Source organism: Streptomyces sp. BJ20, from assembly GCF_022869105.1.
GTDB classification, from domain to species: domain Bacteria; phylum Actinomycetota; class Actinomycetes; order Streptomycetales; family Streptomycetaceae; genus Streptomyces; species Streptomyces griseoincarnatus.
This window is the reverse complement of record NZ_CP094918.1, coordinates 7,318,595-7,336,338: the sequence shown is the minus strand read 5'-3', so window position 1 is coordinate 7,336,338 and position 17,744 is coordinate 7,318,595. Positions and strand designations below refer to the sequence as shown.

General features: G+C 72.4%; 14 protein-coding genes and 1 tRNA gene. 7 read left to right on the top strand and 8 right to left on the bottom strand.

Going from position 1 to position 17,744, the window contains the following annotated elements; genetic code table 11:
* Window positions 1–9 precede the first annotated feature (9 nt).
* Both cydD and MTR79_RS33075 read left to right on the top strand, forming a co-directional pair.
* On the top strand, window positions 10–3,513 hold the full coding sequence (cydD, locus tag MTR79_RS33080; RefSeq protein ID WP_244792945.1) for a thiol reductant ABC exporter subunit CydD: 3,504 nt from the start codon (window positions 10–12) through the stop codon (window positions 3,511–3,513).
* A gap of 477 nt (window positions 3,514–3,990) precedes the next feature.
* A complete protein-coding gene (locus MTR79_RS33075; RefSeq protein ID WP_244792943.1) occupies window positions 3,991–5,046 on the top strand; it encodes a M23 family metallopeptidase in 1,056 nt (351 codons plus the stop codon).
* A 44-nt stretch (window positions 5,047–5,090) separates the two neighbouring features.
* Here the strand turns inward: MTR79_RS33075 and MTR79_RS33070 are convergent, their stop codons facing one another.
* The 5 genes from MTR79_RS33070 to MTR79_RS33050 all read right to left on the bottom strand — a co-directional run bounded on the left by MTR79_RS33070 (window position 5,091) and on the right by MTR79_RS33050 (window position 9,940).
* Window positions 5,091–5,978: a Cof-type HAD-IIB family hydrolase gene (locus MTR79_RS33070; RefSeq protein ID WP_175447259.1), complete on the bottom strand. Its 888-nt coding sequence runs from the start codon at window positions 5,976–5,978 to the stop codon at window positions 5,091–5,093.
* Window positions 5,979–6,076: 98 nt separating this feature from the next.
* Window positions 6,077–6,979 carry an LLM class flavin-dependent oxidoreductase gene (locus tag MTR79_RS33065; RefSeq protein WP_244792941.1) on the bottom strand — a complete coding sequence of 301 codons (903 nt, stop codon included), beginning with the start codon at window positions 6,977–6,979 and terminating at the stop codon, window positions 6,077–6,079.
* Window positions 6,980–7,052: 73 nt separating this feature from the next.
* The gene (locus MTR79_RS33060) at window positions 7,053–7,511 is read right to left on the bottom strand and encodes a hypothetical protein (RefSeq protein ID WP_086702822.1); all 459 of its coding nucleotides are present in this window, start codon (window positions 7,509–7,511) and stop codon (window positions 7,053–7,055) included.
* Between the two features lie 3 nt (window positions 7,512–7,514).
* Window positions 7,515–8,063 carry an RNA 2'-phosphotransferase gene (locus MTR79_RS33055; RefSeq protein WP_244792939.1) on the bottom strand — a complete coding sequence of 183 codons (549 nt, stop codon included), beginning with the start codon at window positions 8,061–8,063 and terminating at the stop codon, window positions 7,515–7,517.
* 119 nt (window positions 8,064–8,182) lie between these two features.
* Window positions 8,183–9,940 (bottom strand): SDR family oxidoreductase, encoded by a 1,758-nt coding sequence (locus MTR79_RS33050; protein ID WP_189363738.1) that lies wholly within the window; start codon window positions 9,938–9,940, stop codon window positions 8,183–8,185.
* 171 nt (window positions 9,941–10,111) lie between these two features.
* Between MTR79_RS33050 and MTR79_RS33045 the strand changes: the two genes are divergently transcribed.
* The 5 genes from MTR79_RS33045 to MTR79_RS33025 all read left to right on the top strand — a co-directional run bounded on the left by MTR79_RS33045 (window position 10,112) and on the right by MTR79_RS33025 (window position 14,023).
* The gene (locus tag MTR79_RS33045; RefSeq protein ID WP_048460242.1) at window positions 10,112–11,077 is read left to right on the top strand and encodes an ABC transporter ATP-binding protein; all 966 of its coding nucleotides are present in this window, start codon (window positions 10,112–10,114) and stop codon (window positions 11,075–11,077) included.
* Window positions 11,067–11,981 carry an ABC transporter permease gene (locus tag MTR79_RS33040; protein WP_048460241.1) on the top strand — a complete coding sequence of 305 codons (915 nt, stop codon included), beginning with the start codon at window positions 11,067–11,069 and terminating at the stop codon, window positions 11,979–11,981. The genes MTR79_RS33045 and MTR79_RS33040 overlap by 11 nt, the downstream gene beginning before the upstream one ends.
* Window positions 11,978–12,889: an ABC transporter ATP-binding protein gene (locus tag MTR79_RS33035; RefSeq protein ID WP_244792937.1), complete on the top strand. Its 912-nt coding sequence runs from the start codon at window positions 11,978–11,980 to the stop codon at window positions 12,887–12,889. Before MTR79_RS33040 ends, MTR79_RS33035 begins: the two co-directional genes overlap by 4 nt.
* A gap of 9 nt (window positions 12,890–12,898) precedes the next feature.
* Window positions 12,899–13,618 carry an ABC transporter permease gene (locus tag MTR79_RS33030; protein WP_033273304.1) on the top strand — a complete coding sequence of 240 codons (720 nt, stop codon included), beginning with the start codon at window positions 12,899–12,901 and terminating at the stop codon, window positions 13,616–13,618.
* Window positions 13,619–13,938: 320 nt separating this feature from the next.
* Window positions 13,939–14,023 (top strand) — tRNA-Ser (locus tag MTR79_RS33025).
* A 156-nt stretch (window positions 14,024–14,179) separates the two neighbouring features.
* Here MTR79_RS33025 and MTR79_RS33020 read toward each other — a convergent pair.
* The 3 genes from MTR79_RS33020 to pheA all read right to left on the bottom strand — a co-directional run bounded on the left by MTR79_RS33020 (window position 14,180) and on the right by pheA (window position 17,739).
* Window positions 14,180–14,992 (bottom strand): HAD family hydrolase, encoded by an 813-nt coding sequence (locus tag MTR79_RS33020; RefSeq protein WP_244792935.1) that lies wholly within the window; start codon window positions 14,990–14,992, stop codon window positions 14,180–14,182.
* Window positions 14,989–16,266 carry a serine--tRNA ligase gene (serS, locus tag MTR79_RS33015; protein WP_189363735.1) on the bottom strand — a complete coding sequence of 426 codons (1,278 nt, stop codon included), beginning with the start codon at window positions 16,264–16,266 and terminating at the stop codon, window positions 14,989–14,991. The genes MTR79_RS33020 and serS overlap by 4 nt, the downstream gene beginning before the upstream one ends.
* A gap of 540 nt (window positions 16,267–16,806) precedes the next feature.
* Entirely contained in the window at window positions 16,807–17,739 is a 933-nt protein-coding gene (pheA, locus tag MTR79_RS33010) for a prephenate dehydratase (RefSeq protein WP_086704156.1), read from the bottom strand.
* Window positions 17,740–17,744: the final 5 nt, after the last annotated feature.

The following is a 17,744-nucleotide window of genomic DNA, read 5'->3' as shown; positions in this document are numbered from 1 at the left end:
GTGTTTCACGTGAAACCAATCGACCCCCGCCTCCTCCGGTACGCGCGTGCCACCCGGGGTTTCCTGGCAGCGGTCGTCGGCCTCGGAGCCGTCGGCGCGGGGCTGGTCGTCGCCCAGGCCATGCTCATCGCCGAGATCGTGGTCGGCTCGTTCCAGGACGGCCGGCCCGCCGGTGAGCTGCGCACGCCCCTGCTGCTGCTCGTCGCGACGGCGGCCGGCCGGGGCCTGGTCGGCTGGCTGACCGAGCTGGCCGCGCACCGGGCGAGCGCCGCCGTGAAGTCGGAGCTGCGGGGGCGGTTGCTGGACCGGGCGACGGCCCTCGGGCCGGGCTGGCTGGACGGGCAGCACACCGGGTCGCTGGTCACCCTGGCGACCCGGGGAGTCGATGCCCTCGACGGCTACTTCTCGCGGTATCTGCCCCAGCTGGGTCTCGCGGTGGTCGTCCCGGCCGCCGTGCTGGCGCGCATCGTCACGGAGGAGTGGGTGTCGGCGGCGATCATCGTCGGCACCCTGCCGCTCATCCCCGTCTTCATGGTGCTGATCGGCTGGGCCACCCAGAATCGGATGGACCGTCAGTGGCTGCTGCTGTCGAGGCTGTCCGGGCACTTCCTGGATGTCGTGGCCGGGCTGCCGACGCTGAAGGTCTTCGGGCGGGCCAAGGCGCAGGCCGAGTCGATCCGCGCCATCACCGCCGAGTACCGGCGCGCGACCATGCGGACGCTGCGGATCGCCTTCATCTCCTCGTTCGCGCTGGAACTGCTCGCCACCCTCTCCGTGGCGCTGGTCGCCGTGACCATCGGCATGCGCCTGGTCCACGGCGAGCTGGACCTCTACACGGGTCTGCTCATCCTGATCCTGGCGCCGGAGGCGTATCTGCCGCTGCGCCAGGTGGGGACGCAGTACCACGCGGCCGCGGAAGGGCTCGGCGCGGCCGAGGAGATCTTCACGGTGCTCGAGACGCCCGTGCCCACGGAGGGGCAGGGCACGGTGCCACAGGGCCCCCTCGCCTTCCAGAACGTGACCGTCCGTTACCCCGGCCGGGTCACGGACGCCGTGACGGACGTATCGTTCACCGTCGCCCCCGGTGAGACGGTCGCCCTGGTCGGGCCCAGCGGGTCCGGGAAATCCACCCTGCTCAGCGCGGCGCTGGGTTTCGTCCGTCCCGACGCGGGCCGGGTGAGCGTCGGCGGGGCCGACCTCACCGGACTCGGCCTGGCCGAGTGGCACCGCCGCGTCGCCTGGGTGCCGCAGCGGCCCCATCTGTACGCCGGGACGATCGCGGAGAACGTCCGGCTCGCCCGCCCCGACGCGGACGACGCGGCGGTGCGGCGCGCGCTGCGGGACGCGGGCGCGCTGGACTTCGTGGACGCCCTCCCCCACGGCGCCGGCACCGTACTCGGTGAGGACGGTGCGGGGCTCTCGGCCGGGCAGCGGCAGCGGCTCGCGCTGGCCCGCGCGTTCCTCGCGGACCGGCCCGTGCTCCTGCTCGACGAGCCGACGGCCGCCCTCGACGGGGCCACGGAGGCCGAGGTCGTGGCGGCGGTACGGCGCCTGACGGAGGGCCGGACGGTGCTGCTCGTGGTGCACCGACCGGCGCTGCTCGCCGTCGCCGACCGTGTGGTCCGGCTGCCGATGCCCGAGGCTCGCGACGAGGTGGCCGTCGCCTCGGGCCGGACGGAGGCACACGCGACGTCCGGCGCGGCGCCCGAAGCGGGCTCCGGGACGACCGAGCCGGTCACCGACGCGCCCGCCGGGCCGGCTCCCGGCCGTGTGCTCGCCCGGGTCCGTGCCCTGTCGGGCGCCCGGCGGGGGAGGATCACGCTCGCGCTGCTCCTCGGCGCCCTCGCCCTGGGCAGCGCCGTCGGCCTCATGGCCACGTCCGGCTGGCTCATCTCCCGTGCCTCGGAACAACCGCCGGTGCTGTACCTGATGATGGCCGTCACCGCGACGCGCGCCTTCGGCATCGGCCGGGCCGTGTTCCGCTACGCCGAGCGGCTGGTGTCCCACGACGCCGTGCTGCGCATGCTGGCGGACACCCGGGTCGCGGTCTACCGGCGACTGGAACGCCTCGCGCCCGCCGGACTGCGCGGCACCCGCCGGGGCGACCTGCTCACCCGGCTGGTCTCCGACGTGGACGCGCTCCAGGACTACTGGCTGCGCTGGCTGCTCCCGGCCGGCGCCGCCCTCGCCGTGTCCGCCCTGTCCGTCGGCTTCACCGCGTGGCTGCTGCCCGAGGCCGGTGCCGTGCTCGCGGCCGGGCTTCTTCTGGCGGGCGCGGTCGTGCCGCTGCTCACCGTCGCTGTGGCGCGGCGCACCGAGCGCCGGCTGGCCCCGGCCCGCGGCGACCTCGCCACCCGGGTGACCGACCTGCTCAGCGGCACCGCCGAGCTGACCGTCGCCGGGGCGCTGCCCGCCCGGTCCGAGGGGACGCGGCGGGCCGACGGCGTGCTGACCCGCATCGCGTCGCGCTCCGCCGCCGTCACCGGACTCGGCGACGGGCTCACCGCGCTGATCTCCGGGCTGACCGTGGCGGCCGCCGCGCTCGTCGGCGTGCAGGGCGTGACCTCCGGGCGGCTCGACGGCGTGGCCCTGGCCGTGGTGGTCCTCACCCCGCTGGCCGCGTTCGAGGCGGTCCTCGGCATGCCCCTCGCCGTGCGGTACCGGCAGCGGGCACGCCACAGCGCGGAGCGCGTGTACGAGGTGCTGGACGCGCGGCCGCCCGTACGCGAGCCGGAGACGCCCCGACGGGCGCCCGTCTCACCGTTCCCGCTCACCCTCACGGGACTCACCGCCCGCCACCCCGGGCAGGACCGGGACGCGCTCGCCGGGCTCGACCTGACGCTGGAGCGGGGCCGCCGCGTCGCGGTGGTCGGTCCCTCCGGCTCCGGGAAGACGACGCTCGCCCAGGTGCTGCTGCGGTTCCTGGAACCCGGCGCCGGCAGCTACACGCTCGCGGGTGTGGACGCCCGCGCCCTGGACGGGGACGACGTACGGCGCATGGTAGGGCTGTGCGCGCAGGACGCGCACCTGTTCAACAGCTCCGTCCGGGAGAACCTGCTGCTGGCGCGGAAGGACGCGACCGAGGCCGATCTGCGCGACGCGCTCCGCCGGGCCCGGTTGCTGGACTGGGTGGACGGGCTGCCGGACGGGCTGGACACGCTGGTGGGCGAGCACGGCGCGCGGCTGTCCGGGGGACAGCGGCAGCGGCTCGCCCTGGCGCGGGCCCTGCTGGCGGACTTCCCCGTGCTGGTGCTGGACGAGCCCGCCGAGCACCTCGACCTGCCGACCGCGGACGCGCTCACGGCCGATCTGCTGGCCGCCACCGAGGGCCGCACCACCGTTCTCGTCACCCACCGGCTGGCCGGGCTGGACGCGGTGGACGAAGTGATCGTGCTGGAGGCGGGACGGGTGGCGCAGCGCGGACCGTACGAGGAACTGCGCGTCGTCGACGGGCCGTTGCGGGACATGGCGCTGCGGGAGGAGGAGGCGGGGACACTGGTCGCGGTGTCCTAGCCGACCCCCGCGCACACACGAGGGGGCCGCCCCGGCACAGCGTCGGGACGGCCCCCTCCGGCACGTCAGACGAGCCAGCCCACGAGGTGGACGACACCGGCGAGCAGCTCGGTCAGAACGTTCATGGCAGATCCTCCTGTGAAGGTGCATCGCGTACGTGGGACTACGCACGCTCCACGCGCCGGAACGCGTGGGGGACATGCGCAAGACACCGGTCTGCAGCCCGTTGCTTGCGCCCTACAAGGATCATCGAGTCACGCGGGCCACGGCAGCCACATGAGCATCGGGCACCCGATCCGGGGAGTGCCTGACCGCCAGTTCGATTCCGGAGGGACGCGGCAGCGAACGGACGTTGACGCCTCGTCAGCGTCGCCGGGCTTCCGGCGGCCGCCGAAGCATCCGTCCGGGGGCGTGTCCTCCCCCATGTGTACGACGTGAACGCGCCGCCCGGCCCGGAGCGGGGACAGGATCGCAGGCATGCGTCTCACCCGCCGTCGTCCGCTGCTCGTCGCCGTGCTGTTCTGCGCGCTCGCCGTGCTCGCCGCCCGGCCCGCCGAGGGCGACGGATCCCACGCCCCCGGCCACGGCTCGCCCTCCGTCAGCGCCGAGGTGGCGCGGCTGTACGAGGAGGCGGCGAAGGCCACCGAGCGGTACGAGGCCGGGCGCGAGGAGGCGGAGAAGCAGCGCGAGCTGGCGCAGCAGCTGGAGGAGCGGCTCGACCACGAGCGGCAGGAGGCCGCCGTGCTCCGTGAGGACCTGGGCCGGATCGCCAGCTCCCAGTACCGGGACGGCGGCGGGCTTCCGCTCACCGCGCACATGCTTCTCGCCGACGACCCCGAGCAGCTGATGCGTGGTCAGCGTGTGGTGCACCACGCCGAGGTCGCGCTGGACCAGGCGCTCGGCCGCAGTCAACGGGCCGAGGCGCGGCTCGCCCGGGACGAGGCGAAGGCGGGGGCGGCCTGGAAGAAGCTGGAGGAGCGGAACGAGGAACTCGCCGCGCTGCAGCGGGACATCGAGGACAAGCTCGAGACGGCGCGCCGGCAGCTCCAGGGCGAGGCGGACGCCTCGGTGGCGGCTGGCGCCTGCCGTGGTGCCGTACGTCTCGACCAGCCGCCGGCGCAGTTCACCACCCCGTGGGTGGCGCCCGTGGAGGCGTACGAGCTGTCCGCCTCCTACGGCAGCGGCGGCGCGCGCTGGGCGAACCGGCACACCGGACAGGACTTCGCGGTGCCGATCGGGACGCCGGTGCGGTCCGTGGGCAGCGGCACCGTGGTGAAGGTGTCCTGCGGCGGCGCGTTCGGCATCGAGATCGTGGTCGAGCACCCGGGCGGCTACTACACCCAGTACGCGCACCTGGCCGCCGTCGCCGTCGACCAGGGGGAGCGGGTGACTCCTGGGCAGTGGATCGGGCAGTCCGGCACCAGCGGCAACTCCACCGGTCCGCACCTGCACTTCGAGGTACGCGTGACCCCGGAGATGGGGTCGTCGGTGGACCCGGTGTCGTGGCTCACCGCACGCGGGGTGACCCTCTGAGCGGCGGCCCCGGCCGGCCCGACCCGTCCCGTGAACCGCAGGACTCAGATCCGCCCGTTCAGCAGCTGCTCGATCACCACGGCCACGCCGTCGTCGTTGTTCGCGACCGTGTGACCCGAGGCGGCGGCCAGCACGTCCGGGTGGGCGTTGCCCATCGCGTACGAGCGGCCCGCCCAGGTCAGCATCTCGACGTCGTTCGGCATGTCGCCGAAGGCGACGACCTCCTCGTGCGAGATGCCCCGCTCGGCGCAGCACAGCGCGAGGGTGCTCGCCTTGGAGACGTCGGGTCCGCTGATCTCCAGCAGGGCGCTCGGGCTGGAGCGGGTCACGGTGGCGCGCTCACCGACGGCGAGCCGGGCCAGGGTGAGGAACGCGTCCGGCTCCATCTCGGGGTGGAACGCCAGGATCTTGAGCACCGGTTCGGCGGTGGTGGGGGAGCCGTCGGCCAGCAGGTCCTCGGCGGGCGCCAGGTCGTCCGGGACCTCCATGTGCAGCTTCGGGTACGCGGGCTCCTGGTAGAAGCCGTAGGTCTGCTCCACGGCGTACACCGTGCCCGGGGCGGCGTCGCGCAGCAGGCCCACCGCCTCCAGGGCGTTGTTCCGGGGCAGCTCGCGCACCTTGACGAAGCGGTGCGCGCCCGGGCCGCCGTGCAGGTCGACGACGGCGGCGCCGTTGCCGCAGATGGCGAGGCCGTGGCCGTGCACATGGTCGCTGACCACGTCCATCCAGCGGGCCGGGCGGCCGGTGACGAAGAAGACCTCGATGCCGGCCTCCTCGGCGGCGGCCAGGGCGGCGACGGTCCGTGGGGACACCGACTTGTCGTCGCGGAGCAGGGTGCCGTCGAGGTCGGTGGCGATGAGCCGCGGTGGGGTGGTGGCGGCCGGGGTCTCGGGCTCTCGGATCGCTGAGGTCACCCGCTCATTGTCCCGCATATGCCCGCACGGTCGTGCGGGACTCCGCACATCTGAGTGATTACCGATGTCACCAGCGGCTTCTCGTCCCGCATCGGAGGGGCGGCACCCGTTCTCGTTCACCGCAGCTGCGCCAGGGCCTCCATCGCGATCCGTTCGAAGACCTTCTGGTCAGCCGCGAAGTCGGAGCCCGGGATGGGCCAGTGCACCACGATCTCGTTGAATCCCAGCTCGACGTGGCGGCCGGCGAAGTCGACGAAGGCGTCCAGGGACTCCAGCGGGCGGCCCCGGTCGGGGGTGAACCCGGTCAGCAGGATCTTGTCCAGCTCGGTCACGTCCCGGCCGATCTCGGCGCAGGCGCCGGCGAGCTTCTCGGCCTGACCGCGAATGGCCTGAACCGACTGCTCGGGTGTGCCGTCCTCGTACAGCTTCGGGTCGCCGGTGGTCACCCACGCCTGTCCGTACCGGGCCGCGAGCCGCAGTCCCCGTGGGCCGGTCGCCGCCACGGCGAAGGGCAGCCGGGGCCGTTGGACACAGCCGGGGATGTTGCGCGCCTCGTGCGCCTGGTAGAAGTCGCCCTCGTACGACACGGCGTCCTCGGTGAGCAGCCGGTCCAGCAGGGGCACGAACTCGGCGAAGCGGTCGGCGCGCTCGCGTGGGGTCCACGGCTCCTGGCCGAGGGCGGTGGCGTCGAAGCCGGTGCCGCCCGCGCCGATGCCGAGGGTGACGCGGCCGCCCGAGATGTCGTCGAGGGAGATGAGCTCCTTGGCCAGGGTGACCGGGTGCCGGAAGTTCGGCGAGGTGACCAGAGTGCCGAGCCGCATGCGCTCGGTCACGCCCGCGGCGGCGGCCAGGGTCGGGACGGCGCCGAACCAGGGGCCGTCGCGGAAACTCCGCCAGGACAGGTGGTCGTAGGTGTAGCCCGCGTGGAAGCCCAGCTCCTCGGCCCGCACCCAGGCGGAACGGCTGCCTTCGTGCCAGCGGCGGTACGGGAGGATCACGGTGCTCAGACGCAGGCTCATGCCCCGAGCCTAAGCGGCGCGTCCGGTTTCACGTGAAACACGTGAGGCCTCCCGGGCCCCCGCTGCTCGCCCGTCACCGTACTCGGGCGCTCAGCCAGGGAGTGAGCACGACCATCGGGATGAACTCCTTGTGCGTCCGGTCCCCCGGCAGCGGCACGACGAGGAAGTAGCCCGGCGGGAAGCGCCGCGCCTTCACATACGCCAGCCCGTCGAACAGCGAGCGCAGAAAGGCGGGTACGTCGTCGCGGGGGATGTCCGGGCATTCGACGCCCTCGACGTCGATCAGCGCGTCGTCCTCCGGGAACAGGCGCACCCGCACTCGGGGCAGGCCGCCGAACTCGGCATGAGCCTCGTGCGGCAGGGAGCCGTCGGGGTCGGTGGTCACACCGACGCCGGCCGCGGTGCGGCGCGAGGTCTGGTCGGCGCCGATGTCGTGGGTGACCTCGATCTCGCGTCCGTACCGCTCGGCGAGGGCACGGAGGGCGGTGACGGCGGCCTCGGTGGTGGGCAGATGCTCCATGCCGTCGATCATGGCCTACCGGCTCTCGCCGAAGCGCAGATACCGGCTGGGAACGGCCTCGGTCAGCCAGACGCCGTTGGCGCTGACGTGGAAGACATGGCCGTCGCGGTGCATGGCGCCCGCATCGACCGACAGCACCACCGGCCGTCCCCGGCGGGCGCCGACGCGGGTGGCGGTCTCGCGGTCGGCGGAGAGATGCACGGCGTGCCGGTCCATGGGCCGCAGGCCCTCGCAGCGGATCGCGTCCAGGTGCCGGGCGACGGTGCCGTGGTAGAGCCAGGCCGGGGGCACGGCGGTAGGCAACTGAAGGTCCACGGGGATGGTGTGGCCCTGGCTGGCGCGGATCCGGGAGCCCTCGACGGCGAAACGCCGCTTGTCGTTGGCGGCGACGACATGGTCCAGTTCGTCCCGGGTGATCGGGAAGCCGTGGTCCGCCGCTGCGGCGATCAGCGCGTCGATCTCCACCCAGCCGGCCGCGTCGGGGGTCAGCCCGATCCGCTCGGGCTGGTGGCGCAGATGCTTCGCGAGGTACTTCGACACCCGCACGGTGCGTCTTTCGTCCATCTGTTCAGACTGCCGGGAGAGACGCGCATCACGCGATCGATTTACATCCGAAGGTTTGATCCACAGATAAGTGAGGTTATCCACAGCGGAACGAGGGGTTCTGTGGACAACCGGCCCTCTCAGACCGGCGGCTTCACCCGCGCGACCCTCCGCGCCGCCCCCGGCAGCCAGCGCGCCAGCGCGTACGCGGCCCGCGCCTCCGGGGTGACCCGCACGACCGCCTGGTCGCGCACCACCGCGCGCAGTACCGCGGCGGCGACCTTCTCCGGCGGGTAGTTCCGCAGCCCGTACAGCCGTGCCGCCTTCCGCCGCCTGCGCCGCTCCTCCGCCGCGTCCGTGCCCGCGAATCGCGCGGTGGACGTGATGCCCGTGTTGACGAATCCCGGGCACACCGCCGTCACACCGATCCCCCGCTCCGCCAGCTCGGCCCGCAGGGACTCGCTGAGCATCAGCACCGCCGCCTTCGACGCCCCGTAGGCGGGCAGCGCCCGCGACGGCTGGAACGCCGCCGCGGACGCCACGTTGACGATGTGGCCGCCCTGCCCGCGCTCCGCCATCCGCCGTCCGAAGTACAGACAGCCGTGGATCACGCCCCACAGGTTGACGTCGAGGACCCGCTTCCAGTCCTCCGTCGTGGTGTCGAGGAAGGCGCCGCCCAGGCCGACGCCCGCGTTGTTCACCAGCACGTCCACCACCCCGTGCGCGGCGGTGACCCGCTCGGCGAGCTTCTCCACGGCCTGCTCGTCGGCCACGTCGGCCGTCTCCGCCCAGGCGTCCGCCGCGCCCCGCGCCCGGGCCTCCCCGGCGGTGCGGAGCGCCGCGCCGGTGTCCCGGTCGACCGCCACCACCCGCGCGCCCGCCTCGGCGAACGCCAGCGCGGTGGCCCGCCCGATGCCGCTCCCCGCGCCCGTCACCAGCACCAGCCGCCCGCCGAACCGGTCGGCGTACCGGCCCCCGGCCCGCCCCTCGGGCCGTCCGTCCTCCACGGACGTCACGAAGTCGGCGATCCAGGTGGCCAGCTGGTCGGGCCTGCTGCGCGGCACCCAGTGGCCCGACGACAGCGTGCGCCGGGTCAGCCGGGGCGCCCATTGCTCCAGGCCGTCGTGGAGCCGAGGCGAGAGGAACCTGTCCCCCAGCGGCGTGACGAGCTGCACGGGTACGTGCGCGTAGGCGTCGGGACGCGGGTCGCCCAGCCTGGACCGCACGTTGTCCCGGTAGAGCCAGGCGCCGTGCGCCGCGTCCGACGGCAGGGACGCCGTCGGGTAGCCGTCTCCGGGCGCCCGTTCCATACGCTCCAGCAGCCGCGGCCAGTACCGGCCGAGCGGCCCGCGCCAGGCCAGCTCGGGCAGCACGGGCGTGTGCAGCGCGTACACGTACCAGGACCGGACGCCCTGGCCCAGCAGATGCCCCGCCCGGCGTGGGGTCGGGCGGGACACCCGGCTCTTGATCCAGTGCCCGAAGTGGTCCAGCGAAGGGCCCGAGACCGAGGTGAAGGACAGGATCCGCTCCCGCGCACGCGGCGCCGTGACGAACTCCCATCCCTGCACCGAGCCCCAGTCGTGCCCCACCAGATGTACCGGCCGGTGCGGACTGACCGCCTCCACCACGGCCAGGAAGTCGTCCGTCAGCTTCTCCAGCGTGAATCCGCCGCGCAGCGGACGCGGTGCCGTGGACCCGCCGTGCCCCCGGACGTCGTAGGCCACCACGTGGAACCGCTCGGCGAGGCGCGGCGCGACCCGCGACCACACCTCCTTGCTGTCCGGGTAGCCGTGCACCAGGACGACCGCCGGCCGCTCCGGGTCGCCCAACTCGGCCACGCACAGCTCGACCCCGCCCGTCCGCACCCACCGCTGCCGCGCACCCTCGATTCCCGTCACAGCGGCGAATCTCGCAGCTGTGAGACAAGCCGTCAACAGTGCGCCCCGAGCTGTGCATAACTCTCAGGCAGGGCGTCCCCTACGGGCGCGTACGACTCCAGACGGACCCCAAGACGGCCCCGGGGTCTGACGACCGCAGTGGTACGGGTCACTACCTTCATGGATGTGACTGTGATCGCGACCGAAAGCCTGAGCAAGCGGTTCCCCCGGGTGACCGCGCTTGACCGGCTCTCCGTGGACGTCGGGCCCGGTGTGACCGGGCTCGTCGGAGCCAACGGGGCCGGCAAGTCCACGTTGATCAAGATCCTGCTGGGTCTGTCTCCCGCCACGGAGGGCCGCGCCGAAGTGCTCGGACTCGACGTCGCCACCGAGGGCGCCGCCATCCGGGAACGGGTGGGCTACATGCCCGAGCACGACTGCCTCCCCCCGGACGTCTCGGCCACCGAGTTCGTCGTCCACATGGCGCGCATGTCCGGCCTGCCGGCCACCGCCGCCCGGGAGCGCACCGCGGACACCCTGCGCCACGTCGGCCTGTACGAGGAGCGCTACCGCCCCATCGGCGGCTACTCCACCGGCATGAAGCAGCGGGTGAAGCTGGCGCAGGCCCTGGTGCACGACCCGCAACTGGTCTTCCTGGACGAGCCCACCAACGGCCTCGACCCGGTCGGCCGCGACGAGATGCTCGGCCTCATCCGCCGCATCCACACCGACTTCGGCATCTCGGTCCTGGTCACCTCCCACCTGCTGGGCGAGCTGGAACGCACCTGCGACCACGTCGTCGTCGTGGACGGCGGCAAGCTGCTGCGCTCCTCCTCCACCCGGGACTTCACGCAGACCACCACGACCCTCGCGATCGAGGTCACCGACACCGACGAGCACCCCGACGGCACCCGCGCGGTGCGCGAGGCGCTCCACGCGCGCGGGGTGACCGTCCAGGACGGCAGCGGACTGCCGGGCGCCGGCCACATCCTGCTGCTCACCGCGCAGGGCGAGGACACCTACGACCTGGTCCGCGACGTGATCGCCGACCTCGGGCTCGGCCTGGTGCGCATGGAACAGCGGCGGCACCAGATCGCCGAGGTCTTCACGAACGACGACGACGCACAGCGGAAGGAGGCGGTCGGTCATGGCGGCTGAGCAGTCCCCGCAGGCACTGGCCACCCCGGCGGGTGACACCCGTATCCACAACATCGGCTACCGCTCCTACGACGGCCCCCGCCTGGGCCGCTCGTACGCCAGGATGTCGCTGTACTCGCAGTCCCTGCGCGGCGCCTACGGCCTCGGCCGCTCGGCCAAGTCCAAGGTGCTGCCGATGCTGCTGTTCGTCGTGATGTGCGTGCCGGCCGCCATCATGGTGGCCGTCGCCGTCGCCACCAAGGCGAAGGAACTGCCGCTCGACTACACGCGCTACGCGATCGTCATGCAGGCCGTCATCAGCCTGTACGTCGCCTCGCAGGCGCCCCAGTCGGTCTCCCGCGACCTGCGCTTCAAGACCGTGCCGCTGTACTTCTCGCGGCCCATCGAGACCGGCGACTACGTCCGCGCCAAGTACGCCGCGCTGGCCTCCGCCCTGTTCATCCTCACCGCCGCCCCCCTGCTGGTGCTGTACGTCGGGGCGCTGCTGGCCGAGCTCGACTTCACCGACCAGACCAAGGGATTCGCACAGGGACTGGTGTCCGTGGCCCTGCTCTCACTGCTCTTCGCCGGCATCGGCCTGGTCATCGCGTCGGTCACGCCGCGCCGCGGCTTCGGCATCGCCGCCGTGATCGCCGTCCTGACCATCTCCTACGGCGCCGTCTCCACCCTCCAGGCCATCGCCGACGTCCAGGGCAGCGGCGACGCGGGCATCCTGATCGGCCTGTTCTCGCCGATCACCCTCATCGACGGGGTGCAGTCCGCCTTCCTGGGCGCGAGCTCCGCCTTCCCCGGCGGGGTCGGCCCCGACCGGACCGAGGGCATCCTCTTCGTCCTGGTCACCCTGGGCCTGATCGTCGGCTCCCACGCTCTCCTGATGCGCCGTTACAAGAAGGTGGGGCTGTGACAACCCTCAGCATCGACCACGTCTCCCGCTGGTTCGGCAACGTGGTCGCCGTCAACGACGTCACGATGACCATCGGCCCCGGCGTCACCGGCCTGCTCGGCCCCAACGGCGCCGGCAAGTCCACCCTGATCAACATGATGGGCGGCTTCCTCGCCCCCTCCACCGGCACCGTCACCCTCGACGGCGAGCAGGTGTGGCGCAACGAGAAGATCTACCGCCACATCGGCATCGTCCCCGAGCGCGAGGCGATGTACGACTTCCTCACCGGACGCGAGTTCGTCCTCGCCAACGCCGAGCTGCACGGCCTGGGCGCCAAGACGGCCCAGAAGGCGCTCGCCACGGTGGAGATGGAGTACGCACAGGACCGGAAGATCGCCACCTACTCCAAGGGCATGCGGCAGCGCGTGAAGATGGCGTCAGCGCTGGTCCACGACCCGTCGCTGCTGCTGCTCGACGAGCCGTTCAACGGCATGGACCCGCGCCAGCGCATGCAGCTGATGGACCTGCTGCGGCGCATGGGCGACGAGGGCCGCACCGTGCTGTTCTCCTCGCACATCCTGGAGGAGGTCGAGCAGCTCGCCTGGCACATCGAGGTCGTCGTGGCCGGACGGCACGCGGCCAGCGGCGACTTCCGCCGGATCCGCCGTCTGATGACGGACCGCCCGCACCGCTACCTGGTGCGCTCCAGCGACGACCGCGCCCTCGCGGCCGCGCTGATCGCCGACCCGTCCACCTCCGGCATCGAGGTCGACGTCACCGAGGGCGCCCTGCGCGTCCAGGCCGTCGACTTCGGCCGCTTCACCGCGCTGCTGCCGAAGGTCGCGAGGGAGCACGGCATCCGCCTGCTCACGGTCTCGCCGTCCGACGAGTCCCTCGAGTCCGTGTTCTCGTACCTGGTCGCGGCGTAGGAGGCCCTGATGTACGACCCCACAGTCGCCCGGCTCACCTACCGGGCCCTGCTCGGCCGTCGCCGGGCCCTCATCCTGGGCGCGCTGCCCCTGCTGCTGATCGTCATCTCGCTGGCGGTCCGCGCCCTCGCCGGCGCCGACGACCAGACCGCCGCCGACGTCCTCGGCGGGCTCGCGCTCGCCACGATGGTGCCGATCATCGGCGTCATCGCGGGCACCGGCGCGATCGGCCCGGAGATCGACGACGGCTCCGTGGTGTACCTGCTGTCCAAGCCGATCAAGCGGCCCACGATCATCTACACCAAGCTGATCGTCGCCGTCGCCGTCACCATGGTGTTCTCCGCGGTGCCGACGCTGATCGCCGGCTTCATCCTCAACGGCAACGGCCAGCAGGTCGCCGTCGCCTACACGGTGGCGGCGCTGGTCGCCTCCATCGCCTACGCGGCGCTGTTCCTGCTGCTCGGCACGGTCTCGCGGCACGCGGTCGTCTTCGGCCTGGTGTACGCGCTGATCTGGGAGGCGCTGTTCGGCTCCCTGGTGCCCGGCGCGCGCACGCTCAGCGTCCAGCAGTGGTCCCTCGCCGTTGCGGAGAAGGTGGCCGGCGGTGAACTGGTCACCTCTGACGTGGGCCTGACCACGGCGACGGTCGCGCTGGCCGCCGTCACGGTGCTGGCCACCTGGTACGCCGGCCAGAAGCTGCGCACGCTGACGCTCGCCGGCGAGGAGTGAGGGGCACACGCCCCGAGGTGCGCGAGGGCGGTGCCGCCGGTGTCGGCGGCACCGCCCTTCGTCATTTCCTGCGGTGATTTATTCGGTGGCGCCGGACGGGCCCGGCCGGGCACAGTGAGGTGTCCGCGCCGCCGGGAACGTCCGGCGGCCGAGAGCCGGGAGAGGAGCGGGACCATGCCCATGCACGGCAGTACGTTCCGCTTCCGTCGGGGCGGCCCGAGGCGGACTCCGGAGTAATCCCTACTGCTCCGTCGAGTCCCCCCGAGGACCGCCCGGGGCGGCCGCTTCGAGCGCGCGCACCGCGCGCGGGCCGCCCACCCGGAGGATTGGCCGAGTGGTAACGCACCGGCTTGCTAAGCCGTGGTCGGGTGAGAGCCCGCGCACGTTCGATCCGTGCATCCTCCGCCGGACGCCGGACGCCGGACGCCGGACGCCGGACGCCGGACGCCGGACGCCGGACGCCGGACGCCGGACGCCGGACGCCGGACGCCGGACGCCGGACGCCGGACGCCGGACGCCGGACGCCGAACGCCGAACGCCGAACGCCGAACCTGCCGGGCGTCAGCCCAGCAGGCGTTCCAGCACCACCGCGATGCCGTCGTCCTCGTTGGACGTCGTCACCTCGTCGGCGACCGCCCGCAGCTCGCGGTGGGCGTTGGCCATGGCGACGCCGTGGCCGGACCAGGCGAACATCGGGATGTCGTTGGGCATGTCGCCGAAGGCGATCGTCTCCGCCGCCTTCACGCCGAGCCGACGGGCGGCGAGCGACAGGCCGGTCGCCTTGGACAGCCCCAGCGGCAGCAGTTCGACGATGCCCTCGCCCGCCATGACGACGGTGACGAAACCGCCCGCGGTGCGCTCGGCCGCCGCGGCCAGCTCGTCCGAGGTCAGCTCGGGATGCTGGATGTACAGCTTGTTCAACGGGGCGGCCCAGAGGTCGGAGGCGTCCGTGAACGGCGTCGCGGGCAGCTTGCCGACGACGTCGTAACCCGGCCCGACCAGCACCTCGCCGTCCAGGCCGTCCCGGCTCGCCGCCAGGTGCAGCGGGCCGACCTCCGCCTCGATCTTCGCGAGCGCCACCCCGGCGAGCTGCCGGTCCAGCGTCACGGAGGTCAGCAGCCGTCCCGCGCCGGCGTCGTACACCTGGGCGCCCTGGCCGCAGACCGCGAGGCCCTGGTAGCCGAGGTCCTCGAGTATCGGACGGGTCCAGGGCACGGCGCGGCCGGTGACGACGATGTGCGCGGCACCCGCCACGGTGGCCGCGACGAGCGCCTCACGGGTGCGTGCGGACACCGAGTGGTCGTCACGCAGCAGCGTGCCGTCCAGGTCGGTGGCGACCAGCCGGTACGGGAAGGTGGACGACGCGCCGCTCACTTGGCGACCGGTTCCAGGATCTCCCGGCCGCCCAGGTAGGGACGCAGCACCTCGGGCACGCGGACCGACCCGTCGGGCTGCTGGTGGTTCTCCAGGATCGCCACGATGGTGCGCGGTACGGCGCACAGCGTGCCGTTGAGCGTGGCCAGCGGGCGCACCTTCTTGTCCTCGCGCATCCGGATCTGCAGGCGGCGCGACTGGAACTCCGTGCAGTCCGAGGTCGAGGTCAGCTCGCGGTACTTGCCCTGGGTCGGGATCCACGCCTCGCAGTCGTACTTACGGGCGGCCGAGGAGCCCAGGTCTCCCGAGGCGACGTCGATGACGCGGAACGGCAGCTCCAGCGAGGTCAGCCACTGCTTCTCCCACTCCAGCAGCCGACGGTGCTCCTCCTGCGACTCCTCCGGGGCGACGTAGGAGAACATCTCCACCTTGTCGAACTGGTGGACGCGGAAGATGCCCCGGGTGTCCTTGCCGTGCGAGCCGGCCTCGCGGCGGAAGCAGGGCGAGAAGCCCGCGTAGCGCAGCGGCAGCTTGCCGGCCTCCAGGATCTCGTCCATGTGATAGGCGGCCAGGGCCACCTCGGACGTGCCGACCAGGTACAGGTCGTCCTTGTCCAGGTGGTAGACGTCCTGCGCGGCCTGGCCGAGGAAGCCGGTGCCCGCCATCGACTGGGGGCGTACCAGCGCCGGGGTCAGCATCGGCGTGAAACCGGCCGCCGTGGCCTGCGCCATCGCGGCGTTCACCAGGGCCAGCTCGAGCAGCGCGCCGACACCGGTGAGGAAGTAGAAGCGGCTGCCGGAGACCTTGGCGCCGCGCTCGACGTCGATCGCGCCGAGGAGCTGGCCGAGCTCCAGGTGGTCCTTGGGCTCGAAGCCCTCGGCGGAGAAGTCGCGGACGGTGCCGTGGGTCTCGAGCGTGACGAAGTCCTCCTCGCCGCCGACGGGCACGTCGGGGTGGACGAGGTTGCTCAGCTTGAGCAGGAGCTCCTGGGTCTCGGTGTCGGCGGCGTCGCGCTCGGCGTCGGCGGCCTTGACGTCGGCCTTGAGCTGCTCGGCCCTCCTGAGCAGCTCGCTCTTCTCGTCGCCGGTGGCCCGGCCGATGAGCTTGCCGAGCGACTTCTGCTCGGCGCGCAGCTCGTCGAAGCGGACGCCGGACGACCTGCGCCGTTCGTCGGCGGAGAGGAGGGCGTCGACGAGCGCGACGTCCTCTCCACGGGCGCGCTGCGAAGCGCGCACACGGTCGGGGTCCTCACGGAGCAGGCGAAGGTCAATCACGCGGTCAAGGCTACCGGTGCGGGATGACGGCTCACGACTCACTATTGCGGTGACGCCTTCCGTGTCCCTTTCCTGAAGAAATATCCCTTGTGTTCCTCAAGGTCAATAAAAGGTGCGTGACCGCTTGAAAGAGTCGGTCGCAGGGATCAGGGTTGACCGGAAACCCTTGTGCGGAACGGGACTTGGAGCCGTGCTGTCCACAGCTGTCCACACCGCACGAGAAGTTATCCACAGGTTGTGGGGAAGATCTGTGGACGCCGGAATTGATCACTCCGAAACGCTCGGCCGACGACGGGCATTCACCGCACGAACTCGCTCCGCCGCCACTTTCGAGTGGAAAGGCCTCCCCCTAAAGGATTGATCCCTTCAAAAAGGTGGACGAAGGGTGAGGTGCGGCGCAATGAACGTGATCATGGCTCGTAGGGCGATTTGTCGACCGAAGGCCGCCTCGGTGTCGACTTGTCCCCAGGTCGAGAAGCGGACCTGTGGATAACTTCTGTGGATAACGACGATCGGCAGGGAGGACCGGCGGCGGACCGGTCAGAACCGGCCGTCCTGGCAGCGCGCCACCCAGTCCGCCGCCCCCACGAACTCCTCGTCCGAGGTCCCCGGGAACGGCGGCCGCACCTCGCCCGGCTGCACGTCCGCCCTCGGGTACGAACCGAGATAGCGCACCTGGAGGCAGATGCGCTTCAGCCCCATCAGCGCCTCCGCCATCCTGCGGTCCGAGATGTGTCCCTCGGCGTCGATGCAGAAGCAGTAGTTGCCGATGCCGGCGCCGGTCGGCCGCGACTGGAGCAGCATCAGGTTGATGCCCCGGGTGGCGAACTCGCCCAGCAGGTCACGCAGACCGCCCGGGTGGTCGTCGCGCTGCCACAGCACCACCGAGGTCTTGTCCGCGCCCGTCGGCGCCGCGGGACGCGCGGGCCGGCCCACCAGCACGAACCGGGTCTGGGCGTTCTCCGCGTCGTGGATGCCCGTCTCCAGCGCCTCAAGCCCGTACCGGGCCGCCGCGAACTCACCGGCGAAGGCCGCGTCGTACCGGCCCTCCTGGACCAGCCGCGCGCCGTCCGCGTTCGAGGCGGCCGACTCCCAGAGGGCGTCGGGCAGGTGGGTGCGCAGCCAGTTGCGCACCTGCGGCTGCGCGGCCGGGTGCGCGGTCACCGTCTTGATGTCCGACAGCTTCGTACCCGGGCGGACCAGCAGCGCGAAGGTGATCGACAGCAGCACCTCGCGGTAGATCATCAGCGGGGTGCCCGCGACCAGCTCGTCGAGGGTGGTGGTGATCCCGCCCTCCACCGAGTTCTCGATGGGGACGAAAGCGGCCTCGGCCTCGCCGGCGCGCACCGCGTCGAGCGCGGACTGCACGGACACGTACGGGACCAGCTCACGCGTGGCCGCCTCGGGAAGCGTGCGCAGAGCGACTTCGGTGAAGGTGCCCTCTGGGCCGAGATACGCATAGCTCGCTGGCATGACCT

Bases quoted from the DNA above. Each gene is read 5' to 3' on its own strand.
- MTR79_RS33075 (WP_244792943.1), top strand. From the start codon at position 3,991: ATGCGTCTCACCCGCCGTCGTCCGCTGCTCGTCGCCGTGCTGTTCTGC.
- MTR79_RS33070 (WP_175447259.1), bottom strand. From the start codon at position 5,978: ATGCGGGACAATGAGCGGGTGACCTCAGCGATCCGAGAGCCCGAGACC.
- MTR79_RS33065 (WP_244792941.1), bottom strand. From the start codon at position 6,979: ATGAGCCTGCGTCTGAGCACCGTGATCCTCCCGTACCGCCGCTGGCAC.
- MTR79_RS33060 (WP_086702822.1), bottom strand. From the start codon at position 7,511: ATGATCGACGGCATGGAGCATCTGCCCACCACCGAGGCCGCCGTCACC.
- MTR79_RS33055 (WP_244792939.1), bottom strand. From the start codon at position 8,063: ATGGACGAAAGACGCACCGTGCGGGTGTCGAAGTACCTCGCGAAGCAT.
- MTR79_RS33040 (WP_048460241.1), top strand. From the start codon at position 11,067: ATGGCGGCTGAGCAGTCCCCGCAGGCACTGGCCACCCCGGCGGGTGAC.
- MTR79_RS33030 (WP_033273304.1), top strand. From the start codon at position 12,899: ATGTACGACCCCACAGTCGCCCGGCTCACCTACCGGGCCCTGCTCGGC.
- pheA (WP_086704156.1), bottom strand. From the start codon at position 17,739: ATGCCAGCGAGCTATGCGTATCTCGGCCCAGAGGGCACCTTCACCGAA.